Annotated in this window: 19 protein-coding genes and 1 riboswitch; of the genes, 12 read left to right on the top strand and 7 right to left on the bottom strand. The window is 69.5% G+C overall.

Annotated elements, in window-relative coordinates:
* Positions 1–37: 37 nt before the first annotated feature.
* Positions 38–1,444: a DHA2 family efflux MFS transporter permease subunit gene (locus tag HQ314_RS09125; RefSeq protein ID WP_222650076.1), complete on the bottom strand. Its 1,407-nt coding sequence runs from the start codon at positions 1,442–1,444 to the stop codon at positions 38–40.
* 159 nt (positions 1,445–1,603) lie between these two features.
* On the opposite strand from HQ314_RS09125, the gene pta reads away from it, so the two are divergent.
* Positions 1,604–3,721, top strand: a complete 2,118-nt coding sequence (pta, locus tag HQ314_RS09120; RefSeq protein ID WP_222649857.1) for a phosphate acetyltransferase — start codon at positions 1,604–1,606, stop codon at positions 3,719–3,721.
* A complete protein-coding gene (locus tag HQ314_RS09115; protein ID WP_222649856.1) occupies positions 3,718–4,905 on the top strand; it encodes an acetate kinase in 1,188 nt (395 codons plus the stop codon). The genes pta and HQ314_RS09115 overlap by 4 nt, the downstream gene beginning before the upstream one ends.
* Here the strand turns inward: HQ314_RS09115 and HQ314_RS09110 are convergent, their stop codons facing one another.
* Genes HQ314_RS09110 through HQ314_RS09100 form a run of 3 tightly spaced genes read right to left on the bottom strand, consistent with a single transcriptional unit; the run spans position 4,906 to position 9,511 of the window.
* Positions 4,906–7,227 carry a serine/threonine-protein kinase gene (locus HQ314_RS09110; RefSeq protein ID WP_222649855.1) on the bottom strand — a complete coding sequence of 774 codons (2,322 nt, stop codon included), beginning with the start codon at positions 7,225–7,227 and terminating at the stop codon, positions 4,906–4,908.
* A gap of 2 nt (positions 7,228–7,229) precedes the next feature.
* Positions 7,230–8,201: a glutamate ABC transporter substrate-binding protein gene (locus HQ314_RS09105; protein ID WP_222650075.1), complete on the bottom strand. Its 972-nt coding sequence runs from the start codon at positions 8,199–8,201 to the stop codon at positions 7,230–7,232.
* Entirely contained in the window at positions 8,201–9,511 is a 1,311-nt protein-coding gene (locus tag HQ314_RS09100) for a hypothetical protein (protein ID WP_051613449.1), read from the bottom strand. The genes HQ314_RS09105 and HQ314_RS09100 overlap by 1 nt, the downstream gene beginning before the upstream one ends.
* Positions 9,512–9,629: 118 nt before the next feature.
* Between HQ314_RS09100 and HQ314_RS09095 the strand changes: the two genes are divergently transcribed.
* Positions 9,630–10,322, top strand: a complete 693-nt coding sequence (locus HQ314_RS09095) for an NUDIX hydrolase (protein WP_222649854.1) — start codon at positions 9,630–9,632, stop codon at positions 10,320–10,322.
* A gap of 3 nt (positions 10,323–10,325) precedes the next feature.
* On the opposite strand, the gene thiE is transcribed toward HQ314_RS09095, so the two are convergent.
* A complete protein-coding gene (gene thiE, locus HQ314_RS09090) occupies positions 10,326–11,009 on the bottom strand; it encodes a thiamine phosphate synthase (RefSeq protein ID WP_056442251.1) in 684 nt (227 codons plus the stop codon).
* 195 nt (positions 11,010–11,204) lie between these two features.
* A riboswitch (TPP riboswitch) is annotated at positions 11,205–11,312 on the top strand.
* Here thiE and thiO point away from each other — a divergent pair.
* From thiO to HQ314_RS09055, 7 genes are all read left to right on the top strand, one after another.
* A complete protein-coding gene (thiO, locus tag HQ314_RS09085; protein ID WP_222649852.1) occupies positions 11,305–12,399 on the top strand; it encodes a glycine oxidase ThiO in 1,095 nt (364 codons plus the stop codon). (Overlaps the previous riboswitch by 8 nt.)
* Positions 12,400–12,408: 9 nt before the next feature.
* Complete coding sequence (gene thiS / locus HQ314_RS09080; protein WP_027506232.1) at positions 12,409–12,615, top strand: sulfur carrier protein ThiS; 207 nt, start codon at positions 12,409–12,411, stop codon at positions 12,613–12,615.
* Entirely contained in the window at positions 12,608–13,366 is a 759-nt protein-coding gene (locus HQ314_RS09075) for a thiazole synthase (RefSeq protein WP_027506233.1), read from the top strand. The genes thiS and HQ314_RS09075 overlap by 8 nt, the downstream gene beginning before the upstream one ends.
* 102 nt (positions 13,367–13,468) lie before the next feature.
* Positions 13,469–14,422 (top strand): ABC transporter ATP-binding protein, encoded by a 954-nt coding sequence (locus tag HQ314_RS09070; protein ID WP_222649851.1) that lies wholly within the window; start codon positions 13,469–13,471, stop codon positions 14,420–14,422.
* The gene (locus HQ314_RS09065) at positions 14,419–15,213 is read left to right on the top strand and encodes an ABC transporter permease (RefSeq protein ID WP_027506235.1); all 795 of its coding nucleotides are present in this window, start codon (positions 14,419–14,421) and stop codon (positions 15,211–15,213) included. The genes HQ314_RS09070 and HQ314_RS09065 overlap by 4 nt, the downstream gene beginning before the upstream one ends.
* Before the next feature lie 25 nt (positions 15,214–15,238).
* Positions 15,239–16,723: a M28 family peptidase gene (locus HQ314_RS09060; RefSeq protein WP_222638010.1), complete on the top strand. Its 1,485-nt coding sequence runs from the start codon at positions 15,239–15,241 to the stop codon at positions 16,721–16,723.
* A gap of 42 nt (positions 16,724–16,765) precedes the next feature.
* Complete coding sequence (locus HQ314_RS09055) at positions 16,766–17,584, top strand: adenylate/guanylate cyclase domain-containing protein (RefSeq protein ID WP_197027813.1); 819 nt, start codon at positions 16,766–16,768, stop codon at positions 17,582–17,584.
* Here the strand turns inward: HQ314_RS09055 and thiD are convergent.
* The gene (gene thiD, locus HQ314_RS09050) at positions 17,546–18,400 is read right to left on the bottom strand and encodes a bifunctional hydroxymethylpyrimidine kinase/phosphomethylpyrimidine kinase (RefSeq protein ID WP_222649850.1); all 855 of its coding nucleotides are present in this window, start codon (positions 18,398–18,400) and stop codon (positions 17,546–17,548) included. The genes HQ314_RS09055 and thiD overlap by 39 nt on opposite strands.
* 210 nt (positions 18,401–18,610) lie before the next feature.
* Between thiD and HQ314_RS09045 the strand changes: the two genes are divergently transcribed.
* Both HQ314_RS09045 and HQ314_RS09040 read left to right on the top strand, forming a co-directional pair.
* Entirely contained in the window at positions 18,611–18,937 is a 327-nt protein-coding gene (locus tag HQ314_RS09045; RefSeq protein ID WP_056442260.1) for a GNAT family N-acetyltransferase, read from the top strand.
* 87 nt (positions 18,938–19,024) lie between these two features.
* The gene (locus tag HQ314_RS09040) at positions 19,025–19,405 is read left to right on the top strand and encodes a GNAT family N-acetyltransferase (RefSeq protein ID WP_051613451.1); all 381 of its coding nucleotides are present in this window, start codon (positions 19,025–19,027) and stop codon (positions 19,403–19,405) included.
* Here HQ314_RS09040 and HQ314_RS09035 read toward each other — a convergent pair.
* Positions 19,312–20,145: an exodeoxyribonuclease III gene (locus HQ314_RS09035; protein ID WP_222638011.1), complete on the bottom strand. Its 834-nt coding sequence runs from the start codon at positions 20,143–20,145 to the stop codon at positions 19,312–19,314. The two genes, HQ314_RS09040 and HQ314_RS09035, sit on opposite strands and share 94 nt — an antisense overlap.
* Positions 20,146–20,151: the final 6 nt, after the last annotated feature.

Genomic DNA, 20,151 nt, shown 5'->3' with positions numbered 1-20,151 from the left:
CGCGGCCCAGGCCTCGTCTATCGGTCGGCTCCGGCGGTCAGGCACGGGCGGGCTCCGGTGTGCGGAACAGTGCGGCCACGTCGTCCGCGGTCCGCGTGGCCCGCCTGCTCGCGCTGACCAGCCCGAGGCCCGCGACGATCAGACCGATGGCGGACAGAGCCCACCAGACCGTGTGTGTGGAGGCGGCAAACCCCGCGTCGATGCCGGCCGCGGCGCCCGCGGTGGTGAGGCTCCCGCACAGCGCGACGCCGATGCTGACACCGATCTGGCGGCTGGTCGACGCGACCGCCGACGCCGCACCCGCGCGATCGCGGGGCATCCCGCCGACGGCCGCGTTGGTGATGGGGGCGTTGACCAGCCCGAAGCCGACCCCGAAGATCGCGAACATGACCAGCAGTGCGCTGACGGGGGTGGTGGCGGAGAGGCGGGTGAGGGTCAGGCCGGCGACGGCGATGACCACACCGGCGATGGTCATCGAGGGGCGGGCACCCCACCGCGCCACCATCCGCCCGGACAGCGGCGAGCAGATCAGCGTGGCGAGTGCGAGCGGTAGGAAGGACGCTCCCGTGCCGATCGCGCTGAAGCCGCGCACCTCCTGCAGGTACAGCGACATGAGGAACAGGAACGCTCCGTATCCGCCGAAGGCGCACACGGCCACGATCGTCGCCGATGAGAACGGGATGCTGCGGAAGAAGCGCAGATCGATGAACGGATCGACGCGCCTGTTCTCGTAGCGGACGAACGCGACGAACGAGGCCACGGACAGGGCGAACACCGCGAGGGTGATGGGCGACGACCATCCGAGCGAGGGACCCTCGATGAGGCCGAACACCAGGGAGGCCAGCATGACGACACCGAGCAGCTGACCGACCGGATCGAACGCGCGCACGACGGGCGACCGCGACTCGGGGACGAACACGGCGGCCAGAACGAACGCTGCGAGACAGACCGGGATGTTGATCCAGAAGACGGACCGCCACCCGGAGATCTCGATCAACAGTCCGCCGAGCATGGGACCGAGGGCCATGGAGATGCCGACCACGGCGCCCCACATACCGATCGCCCGGGCACGCTCGGCCTTCCCGGTGAAGACCTGCGTGATGATCGACATGGCGACGGGGTTGAGCATCGACCCACCGATCGCCTGGATCATGCGGGCGAGGATGAGGACCGGGGCGGTGGGGGCGAGGCTGCAGAGCAGCGAGCCGACGGCGAAGCTGACGAGTCCGATCTGGAAGACACGGCGCCGCCCCACACGGTCCGCGGTGGTGCCGGACAGCAGCAGCAGACTGGCGAGCACCAGTGTGTAGATGTCGATGGTCCACTGGAGCTGGGACACGGATGCGCCGAGTTCGGCGCGGATGGCGGGCAGCGCGACGTTCACGATGGTGGCGTCCATCGAGACGATGAGCAGGCTGAGGCAGCACGTGGCCAGCACGATCATCTTGTGACGCTGGTCGAGACCGTCTGACGCGACTGTTGTGGGCACACAAGTATTATGCTTGCGTAGGCTAAGAAAGTGCGGAGTTGTTCCCGGGATCACAGCCCGACCGCGGGACATCGTCTCGGACGACCGCGGCGGCGCGCCCATTAGGCTGAGACCATGGTCGCCGCGCCCGCAGACACGCCCAGTTCGCCCGTCTCCAGCATCTACATCGCGTCGCCCGAGGGGGACACCGGCAAGTCGACCATCGCGTTGGGGCTGCTGCGCATGCTCGGTGCCTCGACGGCTCGGGTCGGTGTGTTCCGGCCGATCGCTCGGTCGTCGTCCGAGACCGACTACATCCTCGAGCTCATGATCGACCACACCACCGCGGACACCACGTACGAGCAGTCGCTCGGCGTCACCTACGACGAGGTGCACGCGGATCCCGACGCCGCGCTCGCCGAGATCGTGCGCCGCTACCACGACGTCGCGTCCCAGTGCGACGCCGTGGTGATCGTGGGCAGCGACTACACCGACATCGCCAGCCCCAGCGAGCTGGGATTCAACGCGCGCGTCGCCGTGAACCTGGGCGCTCCGGTGCTCCTCGCGCTGCGTGGCTCCGAACGCACGCCCGAGGAGATCGCCCACCTCGCCGACGTGTGTCGATCGGAACTGTCGACGCACCGCGCCCATCTGGCCGGCATCGTCGCCAACCGGTGCGATCCCGACGCGTTGGACGACGTCATCGCGCAGCTCTCGACAGAGGACGTGCCGGCGTGGGCTCTGCCCGAGGTACCGCTGCTGGTCGCACCGACCATGGACGAACTGCTGCACGCGATGAAGGGCGAGCTCTACAGCGGCGATGCCGAATTGCTGCAACGGGAGGCCCTGCGCGTGATGGTCGGCGGCATGACGGCCGAGCACATTCTCGAGCGACTCACCGAGGGAGTCGTCGTCATCGCTCCGGCCGACCGCTCCGACGTCGTGCTCGCGCTCGTCAACGCCCACGAGGCCGAGGGGTTTCCGTCGCTCGCCGGCATCGTCATGAACGGCGGACTGACACCGCATCCCATGATCGCCAAGCTCATCGAGGGTCTGCAGCCCCGACTACCGATCCTCACCACCGAACTCGGAACCTTCGACACTGCGAGTGTGGCCGCGTCCACTCGCGGGCGGGTGGCCGTCGGATCGCAACGCAAGGTCGACACGGCGCTGGCGCTCATGGAGCGCCACGTCGACGCCGCCGAGATCCTGGGCCGCCTCGACGTCGCGATGCCGTCGGTGGTGACGCCGCAGATGTTCGAGTACCAGCTCATCGACCGGGCCCGCGCCGACCGCAAGCACATCGTGTTGCCCGAGGGGTCGGACGACCGGATCCTGCGCGCGGCAGGACGACTGCTGCAACGGCAGGTCGCGGACCTGACCATTCTCGGTGACGAGGCGGCGATCACGCGCAGGGCCGGGGAACTGGGGGTGGACCTGTCCGAGGCCACCGTGCTGGATCCGACGAACTCGGAGTACACGGACGACTTCGTCGCGGAGTACGTCGAGCTGCGCAAGCACAAGGGCATGACCGAGGACAAGGCCCGCGACATCATGTCCGACATCTCGTACTTCGGAACCATGATGGTGCACAAGGGCATTGCCGACGGCATGGTCTCGGGCGCCGCGCACACCACGGCGCACACGATCAAGCCGTCCTTCGAGATCATCAAGACCATGGACGGGGTCTCGACGGTCTCGAGCATCTTCCTGATGTGTCTCGCGGACAAGGTGCTCGCCTACGGCGACTGCGCCGTGGTTCCCGATCCCACGTCGGAGCAGCTCGCCGACATCGCCGTCTCGTCCGCGGCCACCGCGTCGATGTTCGGCATCGAGCCGCGGGTGGCGATGCTGAGCTACTCCACCGGCGATTCCGGATCGGGTGCCGACGTGGACAAGGTCCGGACGGCGACCGACCTCGTCCGCGACAGGGCGCCGGATCTGCTGGTGGAGGGGCCGATCCAGTACGACGCGGCCATCGACCCGTCGGTGGCGAAGTCCAAACTGCCCGAGTCCGAGGTGGCGGGCCGGGCGACCGTGTTCGTCTTCCCCGACCTCAACACCGGCAACAACACGTACAAGGCGGTGCAGCGCAGCGCCAACGCCGTGGCCGTGGGACCGGTCCTGCAGGGACTGCGCAAGCCCGTCAACGATCTCAGTCGAGGAGCCCTGGTGCAGGACATCGTGAACACCGTGGCGATCACCGCCATCCAGGCCCAGTCCGGTACCGACGGTCTCGAGGTCGCGAAGTGAGCACGGTGCTGGTCGTCAACTCGGGATCGTCGTCGGTGAAGTTCCAGGTGGTGGACCCCGACTCGGGACACAGTGTCCTGCAGGGCATCGTCGAGCGCATCGGGGACGTCGACGGGCGCGTGGCCGTCACCCGCGGCGACGACACGACGGAGAAGACGACCGACATCCCCGATCACGTCACGGGCCTCCGGCTGGCGTTCGAGATGATGGCCGACGCGGGACTGCCCCTGGCGGAGGCGGGCATCACGGCAGTGGGGCATCGAGTGGTGCACGGCGGCACCGTCTTCAGCGAGCCCACCCTCATCGACGACTCGGTCGTGACCACCATCGACGAGCTCAGTGCGCTGGCGCCCCTGCACAATCCGGCCAACCTGCGCGGGATCGAGGTGGCGCGCCGGGAGCTGCCCGACGTGCCGCAGGTCGCCGTGTTCGACACGGCGTTCTTCCACACCCTCCCCGCCGCCGCCTCGACGTACGCCATCGATGCGGCCACCGCTTCCGAACACGACATCAAGCGGTACGGGATGCACGGCACGTCCCACGAGTACGTGAGTGGCCGCGTGGCAGAGCATCTGGGACGGTCGCCGTCGGACGTGAACCAGATCGTGCTGCACCTCGGCAACGGCGCCTCGGCATCGGCCGTGCGCGGCGGCGTCGCGGTGGACACGTCCATGGGCCTCACCCCGCTCGAGGGGCTCGTGATGGGAACCCGCAGCGGCGACATCGATCCCGGCATCGTGATGCACCTGCGGCGCAGTGCCGACATGGATGTCGATGCCATCGACGAACTGCTCAACCGCCGCTCCGGTATCAAGGGACTGAGTGGTGTCACCGACTTCCGTGAGCTCCGGCGCCTCATCGACGACGGTGACGAGGCCGCGGCCCTGGCCTTCGACGTGTACGTCCATCGCCTGCGGCGCTACCTCGGCGCGTACATGATCGAGCTGGGCCACGTGGACGTCGTCACGTTCACCGCCGGCGTGGGCGAGAATTCGGCCGAGGTGCGCGCAGCGGCCCTGGCGGACCTCGAGATGTACGGGATCGAACTGGACGAGGAGCGCAATGCCGAGCGCGGCAAGGGAATCCGGGTCATCTCGACGGACGATTCCCCGGTGACGGTCCTCGTGGTGCCCACCAACGAGGAGTTGGCCATCGCCCGCGCCGCGGTGGCCCTGATCGGCTGATCAGAAGAGGGACTTGGGCCGCACCGCGTTGGCCAGGTCCACCAGGGCGAAGCGGTGCGACCGGGTCCGCGCGGTCCGGGCGAGGGATCGCAGGGCGGTCTCGGCGCCCGTCCGGAGGCCGTCCCGCGTGAAGGGCACGCCGAGCAGCGGCACCGTGGACTCGGGCGTGTGCCCGGATTCCATCCATTCGAGCGCGGTGCCCAGGACGACCGTCCGCAGTTGCAGCGCACGGGGTTCGCGCGCCGGCAGCGCCTCGACGCGCCGCGCCGCCTCGTAGAGCGCACCCTCGTCCATGTCGGCCGCGGGGCCGGAGAGCAGTGTGAGTACGCCGGTCATCCGTGCCATCGAGTAGTGCCGTGACGTGGCGGGCACCAGATCGAGAGTCATGATGGCGTCGAGCAGCGCACCCCGTTCCGCGAGCCTGCGGGCGAGACCGAACGCGGCGCTGACGATGGTGCGATCGGTCCGCCACACCGTGGTGTACATCGTCTCGGCCAGGGCGCACCACGTGTCGTGGCCGTCGTCGGAGGTCTGCTGCGCCAACAGTTCCGCCGTCGCCGCGAGCGCGAGCTTGGGTGCGACCTCGCCGGGCATCGCGGAGAGCACCGAGTCGAACTTGTCGGCGGCGTCGACGAAGTTACGGCACAGCAGCGCGATGGTGCCGCGGTGCCAGTCGACACGCCAGTTGCCCGTCACGTCGTCCAGCCTGCGCATCACCTCCGCGGCCGAATCTCCCTCGCCCAGATCGAGATACGCGCGGGCCTCGGTCAGCACCGCTTCCACGGACCCGACGGAGTCGTCGCCCACGGTGCGATCGAGGCCGTTCTCGCGAGCGAGGCGCAGCGAGTCGAGCGTCTGGTGCGGTTCGCTGTGCACGGCCGCGGCGATGAGCTGCGCACTCGGGTCCGACGTGTCGATCAGGGGGACCGGAAGCGCGGCCACCACGTCGCGCGGATCCAGCCTGGCCACGCGGTGCCGTCCGTCGATGTACACGTCGGTGACGGCGACCTGCTCGTCGGTGCCGAAGGTGGTGCGCTGCGGGCTGAACACCGACGACAGCGACGGGTGGCTGTCACCCGTCTGCTGCGAGAGGATCTCGCGCAGAACACCACTGAGCTGACTCGCCGCCTCGTCGGCGCTGCGGAACCGGGTGAGCGGGTCGGCGGCCGTCGCGCGTCGGAGAAGCCGGGCGAAGAACTGGTACTCCTGCAGGACGGGCGCGTCCTCCGGGATGCCGTCCACGTACCGCCCGTGCTCCGAGGCGATCTCGAGCGTCAGGACCGCGAGAGTGCGCCCCACGGTGAAGATGTCGGACGCCACCGTGGGTCCGGTCCGCACGATCTCCGGTGCCTGGTATCCGGCCGTGCCGTAGAGGTACCCGTAGTCCTCGAGCTGGCTCACCGCGCCCAGGTCGATCAGCTTGATCTGGTCCTGCGTCACCATGACGTTCTCGGGTTTCAGATCGTTGTACGCCAGACCGATGGAGTGCAGGTAGGCCAGCGCGGGCATCACCTCGAGGAGGTAGGCGATGGCTTCCTGCACAGGCAGTTTCGTGCGCGTCGGGTTGTCGGTCATGATCTGGCGCAGCGTGCGACCGCCGACGTACTCCATGACGATGTACCCCGTCGACGACGGCGCCTCCTGCGAGCCGGGCGCGAGGGGGCGGGGGTGCTCCACGAAGTTGTAGATCTTGACGATGCCGGGGTGGGTCACCTCGGCGAGGAACTGGCGTTCCGCCATCGCCACCGCGTGTGCCTCGGCGTTGCCGAAGTGCAGCAGGCCCTTGAGCACGACCCAGCGATCGCTGACGTTGCGATCGATGGCGAGGTAGATCCACCCGAGTCCGCCGTGCGCGATACACCCCTGCACCTCGTACTGCCCGGCCACCATCTCACCGGGTTCGAGCAGCGGGGAGAAGTCGAAATGCGTTCCGCACCTGTCGCAGTCACCTGACGGGTGGGCGGGCCGGCCGTCGACGCTCCGCCCGACGGGGGCGTTGCACTTCCAGCAGAACCGCTTGCTCTCCGGGACGCGGGGGTCCGACATGACAGCGGTCGCGGGATCGACCTCGGGAATGCGCGGCAGTTCCACCAGCCCACCACCGAGGCGACGACGCTTACCGGTCCGTACCCGGCGGCTCGGCCGGGAGGTGCGCCCGGTGGTGTCCTCGCGCAGCGCGGCCCGCGTGGCGTCGTCCTCCTCGGGGCGCACCGAGGCCCTCGTCGCGTCGGAGTCCTGCTCGCGCAGGGCGGCGCGGGTGGCGTCGGGATCCTCGTCGCGCAACGAGGCCCGGGTCGCCTCGAGATCGGGTTCGGTACTCATGATCAGCCGTTGTAGACGGGAAAGGGCGCGCCGGGAGACGGGCCGAGGACGGACAACCACTGGGTGTAGATGCGGTTCCAGGTGCCGTCGCCGCGAATGCGTTCGAGTGTCCTGTTGACGACGCGCACGAGGTCGTCGTGACCCAGCGTCACGCCGATCCCGTACGGCTCCGCGGCGATGGAGAACCCGACGATCTCCAGGTACGGATCCTGGGCGGCGAGTCCGGCGAGGATCGCGTCGTCGGTGCTGACGGCGTCGACACCGCCCTGCTGCAGCACCACGAGACAGTCCGCCCAGCTGGGCACGCTGACGATCTGGGCACTGGGCTGCAGGCGCTGGATGCGCAGCAACGACGTGGTGCCCGCCGCGGCGCACACGCGCCGTCCGCCGAGGTCACCGACACCCGTGATGCCCGAGCCCTTGACGGCCAGGACCCGTTGATCCGCCTGGTAGTACACGGTGGAGAAGGTCACCCGTTCGCGCCGGGCACACGTGATGGTCATGGTCTTGACGACGATGTCGACCTCGCCCTCGGCCAGGGCGTCGATCCGCTCGGCGGACGCGAGGATGCGGTACTCCAGCCGGTCCGGGTCCCCGAACAGATCGCGGGCGACCTCGCGGGCGATGTCGACGTCGAAGCCGACGATCTCACCGCTCACGGGATCGCGGAAGCTGAACAGGTTGCTGCCGGTGTCCAGCCCGACGACGAGGCGCCCGCGGGCGCGGATCGCGTCGACGTTCGGAGCGGGTACGGGTGCGCCGTCGCGCGCGGCGTAGTTGGGCCGCAGGCTCGCACGGGGGTCGCCGCAGTCCTCCGCCGGTGGCATCGGTGCGCCCGGGGTGACGCCGGTGGCCCCGTCGGGCAGCGGTTCGGCGACAGTGGCGCGGTCCGGCGCCTCCGGCACCGGCGTGGTGTCCGCGCAGCCGGTCAGGACGAGGATGAGCGCGGCGGCGATCACGGCCGCGCGGCGCATCACAGGTACTCCCGGATACGCGACCACATACCGCCCACGACGGCGAGCACGGCCAGGCCGCACACGATGCCGGTGCCCACGGTGAGGCCGGCCAGCACGCCCGACGCACGCTGGACGTCGTCTCGCAGGGACGCGCGGGACGCCTCGATCTCCTCGACGAGAGCCGAGTCGAGCCGACCGAACACGTCGCTGGAGTCGCCGGCAGCCGTTCCGGTGGCGATGGTGACGGCAGTGTCGAAGTCGCCGACGTCCAGCGACGCGTTCATCCGGTCGTGCGAGCTGGTCCAGAGCGACACCAGCGCACGGGCGTCGTCCATCCGGGGACTGTGCGTGTCGTCGTCGTGCGCGAGTGTGCCGAGGGTGTCGGCGAGGCCGGACACCGCGTCGGAGTACGACTTCTCGTAGTCGGCGAAGCCGCCGCGCCGCGTCATGCCGATGGTCTCGTCGGCGCGTGCCTGCTGGGCGAGGATCCGGCTGGTGGTGAGCAGGTCCAGGGGCTCCGCGCCGCGCACCAGAGCGCGGTCGGTGGCGGTCGAGGAGATGAGCCCGGCGACGAGCATCCAGCCGAGCAGCAGTACGACGCCCACCGTGGCACCTGCGAAACCGACGTTGACGGTGCGCTTGGTCTTCCGGCTCAGGAACATCTGCGCGCCGACGAGCACGAGCACGGTGATGCCCAGCACGACGAACGCCGACCAGGGTGGTGTCGCGAACTGGCGCTGCGCATCCGACACGTCACCGGACTTCTCCGCGTGCAGTTCCTCGGCCCACGGCAGGATCGTGTTCTGCATGAGGGTCGACGCCTCGGCCAGATACGCGGAACCCACCGGATTGCCGACGCGGTTGTTCGTCCGCGCGGTCTCGATGATGCCGGCGTACAGCGGCAGGTTCGTGGAGATCGTCGCCAGCAGTTGCCGCGACGTCGCGTCGTCGCTCGCGAGTCCGGTGGACGCGCGGACCACCTCGCCCGCCGCCGCTCCGAGCGAGTCCGTGTACCGACCACGGACGTCGCCGGGTTCCAGACCGCCCGAGAGGAAGGCCGTCGCCGCCGTCGCGTCCGCGACCGACAGCTGCACGTACAGGTTCTGCGCCGCATCGGACAAAGGCTCGGTGCGCGCGAGCAGAAGTTCGAGGGTGCGCTGACGGTCAGACACCGACAGCGTCGTCACGAGAGCGGTGGTCACGAGCGTCGCGACCACCAGCAGACCCACCGCCAACAGGCGGACGGGAGTGGAACGGAGGAACTCCGACCGTTCGGAGCGGGTGTCGACGGGCGCGCGCAGAGTCAGCGCACTCGTCTGCTGTGACACCTCGACCCCTTCCCGCGCGATCGGTCGCCCTCATGTCCGGATTCGAGCATAGGCCCACCGTGGTCCGAGCACAGGCAACGCGAGGAGCAATAAGGTGGGGGAATGCGGACGGTGAACCATGCGCGGTGACGGGGACGGCTGGGTCTTCAGCAGCGACGGGAGCCGGCACTGGGGACGACACGGTGCGGCCGGTCTGCTGTTGCGGGCCCCGACCGGGTCGGCGGGCTCCGTGGTGTTGCTGCAGCACCGCGCGGCCTGGAGTCACCAGGGCGGGACGTGGGCGCTGCCCGGTGGTGCCAGGGACAGTCACGAGAGCGCCGTCCACGCGGCCGTGCGCGAGGCCGGCGAGGAGGCGGGCATCACGGACGACCTGCTGACCGTGCGGGACGAGCACGTCACCAAGGTCGAGGACTCGGGATGGTCCTACACCACCGTGATCGCCGACGCGGAGCGCGAACTCGACACGGTTCCCAACGGTGAGAGCACCGAGTTGCGCTGGGTCGCCGAGCACGAGGTGGACTCGCTGCCGCTGCACCCCGCCTTCGCCGAGAGTTGGCCGTCGCTGCGCACCGTGCCCGTCCGCGCCGTCCTGGCCGCCGACGCCCCCGACGACCTCCCGGCGCGCACCGTACGACTCGCCGTCGGCAGCTTCGGGTGGATCGTCGACACCGTGCGGGCCGGGAACGTGGACGCGGCGCTCGCCGCCGTCCGGAACGACACCGACCTGCGCGTCGTCGTCGTGACGGCCGACGACGCAGTGCGCTCGGCGGTTCCCGCCGACGTCACCGTCCTGTCGCCGGACGGACTCTGACGGTCAGACCGACGGCAGCAGATCGAGCAGTCGACGGGCCGCCGCCTCGGGGTCGCGAGCCTGCGTGATCGCCCGCACCACCGCGATGCGGGACGCGCCCGCCTCGAGCGCCTGCGCGACGTTGTTCTCCTCGACCCCGCCGATGACGAACCACGGCCGGGTGGGATGCGATTCGGCGACCTCACGCACGACGTCCAGGCCCGCGGCCGAACGGTTCGGCTTGGTGGGAGTCGCCCACACCGGTCCCGTGGCGAAGTAGTCGACGCCGTCCTCGATGTCGGCGAGCGTGGCCTGTGCCCGGTTCTGCGTGGAGCGCCCGATGACGACGTCCGGGCCCACGATGCGGCGCGCGTAGTGCACCGGCAGATCGTTCTGGCCGAGGTGCAGCACGTCGGCGCCCGAGGCGAGCGCCAGATCGGCACGATCGTTGACGGCCATCAGCGCGCCGTGACGGCGGCACGCGGCGGAGATGACCGCGAGAGCGGCGAGCTCGTCCTTCGCCTCGATGGCGCCGTACTTCTTCTCGCCCGCCGACCCCTTGTCGCGGAGCTGCACGATGTCGACGCCCCCGGACAGCGCCGCGTCCACGAACTTGGCCAGGTCGCCGGTGTCGCGGCGGGCGTCGGTGCAGAGGTACAGACGAGCGGTGGCGAGCCGCTCGCGGGCGGTGGTCCTCGAAGTCGTCACGAGTGTGAATGTAGTACCACCCAGTACTGCGGGAAGGCCGGAGGCCGGTCGGGTGATGGCGGGAAGGCCGGAGGCCGGTCGGGTGATGGCGGGAAGGCCGGAGGCCGGTCGGGTGATGGCGGGAAGGCCGGAGGCCGGTCGGGTGATGGCGGGAAGGCCGGAGGCCGGTCGGGTCATCAGCCGGTTAGGGTGAAGGGGAACGAACACGGGAGTCCCGGACGGGGCTGAGAGTGGGCGAGGCCGCCCAGACCGTAACCACCTGACCCGGGTCATGCCGGCGGAGGAAGTGAGTTTCATGCAGCGATCCGTCTCCGTCGTGGGCGGCGGGGTGATCGGCCTCTTCTGCGCCCGCGCCGCCGCGGCGGCGGGATGGTCCGTCACCCTGCACGACCCGACGTTCGGTGCACGCGCTGTCGGCGACGGCGCCGCCAGCTGGGTGGCGGGCGGCATGCTCGCGCCGCTGTCCGAGGGCTGGCCCGGCGAACACGCACTGCTGGCACTCGGTTCCGCGTCGCTGCGGCGATGGCGCGATCCGGTGCTGCTCGCGGACCTGGAGGGTCGGGGCGTCGTCGTGTCGAGTGGGTCGTTGACCGTCGCGTTCGACTCGGCCGACGCGGCGGACCTGCGCACTGTCGCCGACTGGGTGGGTGCGCAGGGCCACGATCTCGAGATCCTCTCGCGCAGCGAGGTGCGCACTCTGGAGCCGTCACTCTCGCCGCGCGTTCGTCTGGGCCTGTCGGCGCCGGGGGAGTTGTCGGTGGACAACCGGGCGTTGGTCCTCGCGTTGGAGTCCGCGGTCCGCGACCGGGGAGTGCGGATCGAGCGTGCTCCCGTCACCGACCTCGACGTGCTCACCACCGATCGTGTGGTGGTCGCTGCGGGGTGGTCGACGTCCCGTCTGCTGCCGGACGTCCCGGTGCGGCCGGTGAAGGGCGAGATCCTGCGCCTGCGTGCGCGCCCCGGCTCGGCAAGTGCGCCGACGCGTACCGTCCGCGCGAGCGTCAACGGTCGCGCGGTGTACCTCGTCCCCCGTGGCGACGGTCTGGTGGTCGGTGCGACGCAGTACGAGCACGGTGACGACACCGCCGTGACCGTCGCCGGCGTCCGCGACCTCCTCGCGGACGCCGAGGCCGTGTTCCCGGCCGTCGGTGACTACGAGTTGGCGGAGACGGCGGCGGGCCTGCGGCCGGGGAGCCCCGACAACATCCCCGTGGTCGGGCGGTGGGACGACCGCGTGATCGTCGCCGCCGGGCACGGTCGCAACGGGGTGCTGCTCGCGCCCGTCACGGCGGACGCCGTGGTGGCAGAACTGGAGGGCGAGCCGTTGACGGAAGCGGCATGCGCTCTCCCCGAACGGTTTTCGAGTCTCACGCGGACTCGGGCACGGTAGGAGACGAACATGACCGCAGTGGGTGTCACCGTCAACGGTGCGGATCACGACCTCGAGCCCGGCACGACGGTGCAGGACATGCTGACCCAGCTGGGTCTTCCCGAGAAGGGCATCGCCGTGGCGGTGGACGGAATCGTGCTGCCGCGCTCGCGGTGGGGCGAGGACGTGGGCCGCGGCTGGACCATCGAGGTGCTGACGGCGGTGCAGGGTGGCTGATCAGCTGACCATCGCCGACCGTACCTTCACCTCTCGCCTGATCATGGGGACCGGGGGCGCGGCCAACCTCGCAGTGCTGGAGGAGGCCCTCGTCGCATCGGGGACGGAACTCACCACCGTCGCTCTGCGCCGTGTCGACGCCTCGGGCGGCACCGGGGTGCTCGATCTCCTCACGCGCCTCGGCATCGCCCTGCTGCCCAACACGGCGGGATGTCGCGGCGCCGCCGAGGCCGTGCTCACCGCGCAGTTGGCGCGAGAGGCGCTGGAGACCGACTGGATCAAACTCGAGGTGATCGCGGACGAGCGGACCCTCCTGCCCGACGCCATCGAGCTGGTGCGCGCCGCGGAGCAACTCGTCGACGACGATTTCGTCGTGTTGCCCTACACCACCGACGATCCGGTGCTCGCGCGTCGCCTCGAGGACGTGGGGTGCGCTGCGGTCATGCCGCTCGGATCGCCCATCGGGACGGGGCTGGGCATCGCGAATCCGCACAACATCGAGATGATCACCTCGGCCGCAGGGGTTCCCGTGGTGCTCGACGCCGGCATCGGCACGGCGAGCGACGCGGCACTCGCCATGGAGCTGGGGTGCTCGGCGGTGCTGCTCGCCACCGCGGTCACACGCGCTCGTGATCCGCGAATGATGGCCTCCGCCATGGCCGATGCGGTGCGCGGCGGACGATCGGCGGCGCTGGCGGGCCGGATCCCGAAACGGTTCTGGGCGCAGGCGTCCTCGCCCGACGTCGACTGACCACCCCGGGGGCGGCTCAGGGTCGCGTCATCCCTTCGGATGACCCGGGTCGAGACCCGGGAGCGATGTGGTCGGTGGTCCAGCTCGGGCATCCTGATGCACATGATCGAAGTGACAGGTTTGACCAAACAGTTCGGCGCGAAGAAAGCCGTGGACGATCTCTCCTTCACGGTGCGCCCGGGTATCGTGACGGGCTTCCTCGGCCCCAACGGTGCCGGCAAGTCCACCACGATGCGGATGATCCTCGGGCTCGATCAGCCCACGTCCGGAACGGCACTCATCGAGGGTCGGCCCTACCGTGAGCTGAAGAATCCCATTCGCACCGTCGGCGCTCTGCTCGACGCGAAGTGGGTGCACCCCAACAGATCCGCGCGTGCTCACCTGCAGTGGATGGCGGCCTCCAACGGCATCGCCTCGTCCCGCGTCGACGAGGTGCTCCGCCTCGTCGGTCTGTCCGAGGTGGCCAAGCAGAAGGCCGGCGGGTTCTCCCTCGGCATGTCGCAGCGACTCGGTCTGGCCGGTGCGTTGCTCGGTGACCCGAAGGTCCTGATGTTCGACGAGCCGGTCAACGGACTCGATCCCGAGGGCATCGTCTGGATCCGCAAGTTCATGCAGCGCCTCGCCGCCGAGGGGCGGACCGTGCTGGTGTCCTCGCACCTGCTCTCCGAGATGGCGCTCACCGCAGAACAACTGATCGTCATCGGCCGCGGCCGGCTCATCTCGGACTCGTCCGTGCAGGAGTTCGTCGACCGCGCCTCGGAGGCGTCGGTCCGCGTCCGCAGCCCCCAGCTCGACGCCCTGCGCAGCGCGCTCACGTCGGCAGGTCTGACGGTCAAGGAGCCCAGCAGCCTCGATCAGGTGCATCCGACCCTCGTGGTGGCCGAGTCCACCACGGAGGCGATCGGCGAGATCGCCGCGCGCCACAACATCGTCCTGCACGAGCTGGCGTCCCAGCACGGTTCACTCGAGGACGCGTTCATGAAACTCACCGGTGACGACGTGCAGTACCACGGCGCCGGTACCGACAATGACGTGATGGGAGGGGCACTGCGATGAGTGTGCTTGCAGCGGAACGAATCAAACTCACCTCGACGAAGTCGCCGTGGTGGTGCACCGTCATCATCGTGGCGCTCGGGCTGGGCATCGGTGCCGTCATCGGCATCACGGCCAAGTCGACGGTCACCACCGTGCAGAACGACATCGCCGCCGGAAACGACCCCGGCTTCGAGCCGTACCTGCCGACCCTCGCGGACGCCGTCGCCGGCGTCAGCGGGTTCGGCGTTCTCGTGCTCATGATTCTCGCGGCGCTGTCGATCACCAGCGAGTATCGCTTCGGCATCATCCGGACCACGTTCCAGGCCATCCCCAGCCGTGCCTCGGTACTCGGCGTGAAGGCGCTGCTCATCGGCGTCTTCGGTGCGGTGTTGTCCCTGGTGCTCACGCTGGGCGCGTTCTACATCGCGAAGGCCACGGCCGGTCCCGATGCGGGCGCCGCACTCGTGCTCGAGGGTTCGGACGCGTGGCGTGCCATCTACGGTGTCCCGATCTACGCCTTCCTGTGCGTCGTCCTCGCCGTGGGAGTCGGTGCGCTGCTGCGACAGTCGGCCGCCGCGATCGCACTGCTGCTCCTGTGGCCGCTGTTGATCGAGTCGCTGTTCAACCTGTTCGGCAGCATCGGGCGCGACATCATGCCCTTCCTCCCGTTCATGAACGCGAACAACTTCCTCGGTTCGCCCGGCGGAGTGGAGTACCACTGGGGACCGTGGGGCAGCCTGGCCTACTTCGCGGCCTTCGTCGCCGTCGTCTTCGGCGCCGCAGTGGTGGTGGTGAACAAGCGAGACGCGTGACCGCTCTTTCGTTAGGGTGACGTTCATGCGGACGACACGATCGACCCTGTCCATCGCGATCTGTGCGGCGGGAGTGCTCGCGCTGTCGTCCTGCTCCTCCGGCTCGTCCGGTGAGGGAGCCGCCCCGTCCGAGGAACCCGTGGCCGCACCGGTCACGGGTTCCTCGCTGTCCGAGGCCGTCACCCTCGACGCGGTGGTGAGCCACCTGCAGGAGCTCTCCGACATCGCCGACGCGCACGACGGGAATCGCGCCGCCGGCACCGCCGGATACGACGCCAGCGTCGACTACGTGGCCGGCACACTGCGGGACGCGGGCTTCGACGTCGAGACGCCCGAGTTCTCGTTCGACAGCTACACCCTCGACTCGGTGGCGCTGCGCGCTGCCGACCGCGACGTGCCGGTGAGCGCGTTCACGTATTCACCGGCCACGCCCGCCGGTGGGGTCTCCGGTCCGATCGTGGCAGCACCTGCCGACGACTCACCCGGCTGCGAGGCCACCGATTACGACGGCCTCACGCTGACCGGCGCGGTCGCTCTGGTCCCGCGCGGGGTGTGCTCTTTCGCGCAGAAGGGGCAGATCGCCGCCGAGCGCGGCGCCGCCGCGATCATCGTGTCCAACAACGAGGACGGTCCGCTCGACGCCGGCACGCTCGGCGCGAAGGAGGATGCCCGCATCCCGTCGGTGGGTGTCAGCCGTGAGGACGGTGCCGCTCTGGCCGCGGCCCCGACCACCGCGCAGATCACGCTCGCCGCGGAGACCGAGACCACGACCAGCCGCAACATTCTCGCGCAGACCACGACGGGATCCACCGAGAACGTCGTCATGGCGGGAGCGCATCTCGACTCGGTCCCCGAGGGCCCGGGCATCAACGACAACGGCACCGGTACCGCCGCCGTGCTCGAGTCCGCTCTGCAGATGGGTGGCTCGCCGGACGTGACCAACGCCGTGCGGTTCGGGTTCTGGGGCGCGGAGGAACTCGGTCTGGTCGGATCCACGAAGTACGTCGAGGGACTGTCCGACGAGGACAAGGCCGCGATCGCGCTCTACCTGAACTTCGACATGGTCGGGTCGAACAACGCCGGCTACCTCGTCTACGACGGAGACGACTCGGATCAGGTCGGCGAGCCTGCCGGCCCCACCGGCTCGGACGCGATCGAGCGAGTCTTCGAGGAGCAGCTCACGACGCAGGACGCCGACGGCACCGACTTCGACGGGCGCTCGGACTACGGCCCCTTCATCGAGGTCGGCATCCCCTCGGGCGGCGTCTTCAGCGGCGCGGACGACGTGAAGACCGAGGAGCAGGCCGCGCGCTGGGGCGGGACGGCGAACGAGCCCTTCGACCCGAATTACCACACCGCCGAGGACACGCTCGAAAACGTCGACCGGGAGGCTCTCGGCATCAACTCGAAGGCCGTCGCCTACGGCATCGGCACGTACGCCGAGTCGGTGACGGGCCCGAACGGCGTCCCCGTGGGTGCCGATCGAGACGCCGCCCGTCAGTCCGAGTGACGTTTACTGTCACTCGGAGTAACGACAAGATATGGTCGAGCGGTGAAGATCAGCGCAGGTGACGCCGCCCGTCGGGCCGCCGACGCTGCCCGCACCGTCAATCGGACGCCGCGGGTCGTCGAACTGGTCCGCCGCGTACGCGGAGTGCTGCCCGGTGATCCGTCGTTCGGCGATCCGCTCTCGACGGCCGGACCCGGAGCCGCGCGCATGGTCGCGCGGGTCACCGACCGGCTGCAGGGCGACGCTCCCGGCGCGTCGAAGGAACTCTCGCTGGGTGCGCTGCAGGTGTGGCAGGCGGTGCTCGAACGCGCGGGCCGCGGGCGGGGCGAACGCGAGGTCACCATCGTCTTCACCGATCTCGTCGGCTTCTCCACGTGGTCGCTGTCCGCCGGTGACGCCACCACGCTGGTGCTGCTCAAGCAGGTGGCCCGTGCGGTCGAGCGGCCCATGCTCGATCGCGGCGGTCACATCGTCAAACGCCTGGGGGACGGGCTGATGGCCGTCTTCCCCAGCGCGGACAACGCGGTGCGGGCCGTCTTCGAGGCGCAGACTGCTCTGGCGCGTGTCGACGTGAACGGCTACACCCCGCGGATGCGCGTCGGCATCCACACCGGCTGTCCGCGCGCCGTCGGATCGGACTGGCTCGGCGTCGACGTCACCGTGGCCGCGCGCGTCATGCAGACCGGTGCCGACGGCAACGTCATGATCTCGAACGCCGCGCTGGATCTGGTGTCACCCGAGGTGCTGGACACCGTCGGGCTGGCCACCAAGCCCTACCGGCGCGGGTTGTTCTCGCCGAAGCTGACCGGTGTTCCGGAGGATCTACGCATCAGCCGACTGGTGCAGTCGCCAGAGCGGTGAGACCGGGCCGTGCCCGTGGCCGAGGTCGTACGCGGCCTCGAGCGACTTCGTGACCCACTCCTTCGCGAACTCGAACGCGTCCGGCACCGCGTAGCCGTGGGCGAGGGCGCACGCCAGCGCTGCGGCGAGGGTGTCGCCGCCGCCGTGATCGTTGCCCGTGTCGATACGAGGGTTCGTGAACTCGAGCATCCGCTCACCGTCGAAGAGCAGATCGGTGCTCGACGACGAGGTCCGCAGGTGCCCACCCTTGACGACGGCCCACTGGGCGCCGAGAGCGTGCAGTGCCTCGGCGGCCCGTCGCGCCGTCACCTCGTCCTCGACGTCGATGCCGGTGAGCAGTCGGACCTCGTCGAGGTTGGGCGTGACGATCGTGGCGAGGGGAATGAGTCTGGTGCGCAGCGCATCCAGAGCATCGGCGTGCAGGAGGGAATCGCCGTGCATCGACGCCGAGACCGGGTCCACGACGAGCGGTACCGAGCCACCGCGGCCGATCCCGACCTCGGTGCACACGTCGGTGACGGCCTCGATGATGGCGGTGGACGCCAGCATGCCGGTCTTGGTCGCGCCGATGCCGATGTCCGACACCACCGTTCGTACCTGGTCGGCCACCACGGCGGGCGGGATCTCGTGAAAACCACTGACTCCCACCGTGTTCTGAACCGTCACGGCGGCGACCGCGACGCAGGCATGCAGTCCGCACAGAGCGATGGTGCGCGAGTCGGCCTGGATTCCGGCGCCGCCGCCGGAGTCGGTGCCGGCGATGGTGAGGACGCGCAGTGGCGTCGTCCCGGAAGTTGCCAGAGGCAGCGTTGTCACACGCCGAACTGTACTCGAGCGCTTTTCCCGTGAGTTCGCCACATATTCACCCGCTCCCCCGGCGAAGACGCGAATCCTGTGCAATAGTGGTCTACGTCACATGCACCCATGTGATGCACACGACCGCGGCGACGAGGCTGCTCGTGTCCCGCCCCGCGCCCGGGTTCGCACAGGAACCGGGTGAGCCCCACGGCCGCCAGGAGAAGAATGATGCTGTCGGATGCGCCCGTCACCGATGTGACAGACAACCCGCACCAGAACCGGTTCGAGCTCCGGCTCAACGGTGACCTCGTCGGGATCGTCGGGTACTTCCCCGTCGACTCCGTCGGACGCGGTGCGCGTCGTCAGCCCGTCGTCAGCTTCATGCACGCCGTCATCACCGAGGACTTCGGGCATCGCGGCCTCGCCGCCATCATGGTCCGCAACTCCCTCGACGCTGCTCGCGGCTACGGCTGGAAGGTCAAGCCGGTCTGCACCTACGTGCAGCGCTTCGTCGCCGAGAACCCCGAGTACCGCGACATGGTGACCGCCGACTGATCTCGACACCGTGACGACTTCGTCGCGATCGCGCATCAACAGTCACAGGAACACCATCCGTCACAACATCGATGGTGAACTGTTGTCATGGACACCAGTCTCGTGTCGGACGATCCGAGCAACTCGCGCTTCGTCCTGACCGTCGGCGATGCGCTCGTCGGCATCCTCGCGTACGAGGTCGCACCCGACAGCGACACGGTCGTGCTCCAGCACACCGTCGTCAAGGAGGAGTTCGGCGACCACGGGTGGGCAGCGGTCCTCGTGCGCGGCGCCCTCGACATCCTGCGTATCGGTGACCTGTCGATCTGGCCCCAGTGTTCCTACGTGCGTCGATTCATCGGCGCGAACATCGAATATCTCGACATGGTGGCCGATCAGGCCCCGGCCGGCTCGGTCACCGCGGCGTCCCCGCCCAGCTCGACGACGACCGGCGCGTGGTCGCTGGCGCCCTTCCCCTTGCGCTCCTGACGATCGATCGAGGCGTCGGTGACCTGCGCCGCGAGTGCGGGTGAGGCCAGCACGAAGTCGATGCGGAGCCCTTCGCGGCGCGGGAAACGCAGCTGCGTGTAGTCCCAGTAGGTGTAGACACCGGGGCCGGGGGTGAACGGTCGCACCACGTCCGCGAATCCTTCGTCGACGATGGCTCGGAACGCGTCGCGCTCCGGTCCCGAGGTGTGCGTGCGGCCCTCGAACAGCGCCGGGTCCCAGACGTCGTCGTCGGTGGGGGCCACGTTCCAGTCACCGACCAACGCGATGCGTGCCTGCGGATCGGCGGCGAGCCACGACCGGGCGTCGTCGCGCAGGGTCGCGAGCCAGTCCAGCTTGTAGCGGTAGTGCGGGTCCTCGAGGGACCGTCCGTTGGGGACGTACAGGCTCCAGACGCGCACGCCCCCGCAGGTCGCGCCGATGGCCCGGGCCTCGTCGGCGGGCGGGACCTCCGGGTCCTTGCTGAACCCCGGCTGGTTCTCGAACCCGATCTGCACGTCGTCGAGCCCGACGCGTGACGCGATGGCGACACCGTTCCACTGACTCGTGCCCACGTGCGCGACCTGGTACCCGATGTCGGTGAAACGCTGGTACGGGAACTGATCGTCCTTGCACTTCGTCTCTTGAATCGCGAGAACGTCGACATCGGAGCGCTCGAGCCAGTCGACGATGCGGTCGACTCGCGAGCGGACGGAGTTCACGTTCCAGGTAGCCAGGCGCACGGTGAG

The organism is Rhodococcus sp. BP-332 (assembly GCF_019836065.1).
Classification (GTDB): Bacteria; Actinomycetota; Actinomycetes; order Mycobacteriales; family Mycobacteriaceae; genus Rhodococcoides.
The sequence above is the reverse complement of the archived record's forward strand: the minus strand, read 5'-3'. Positions and strand labels throughout refer to the sequence as shown.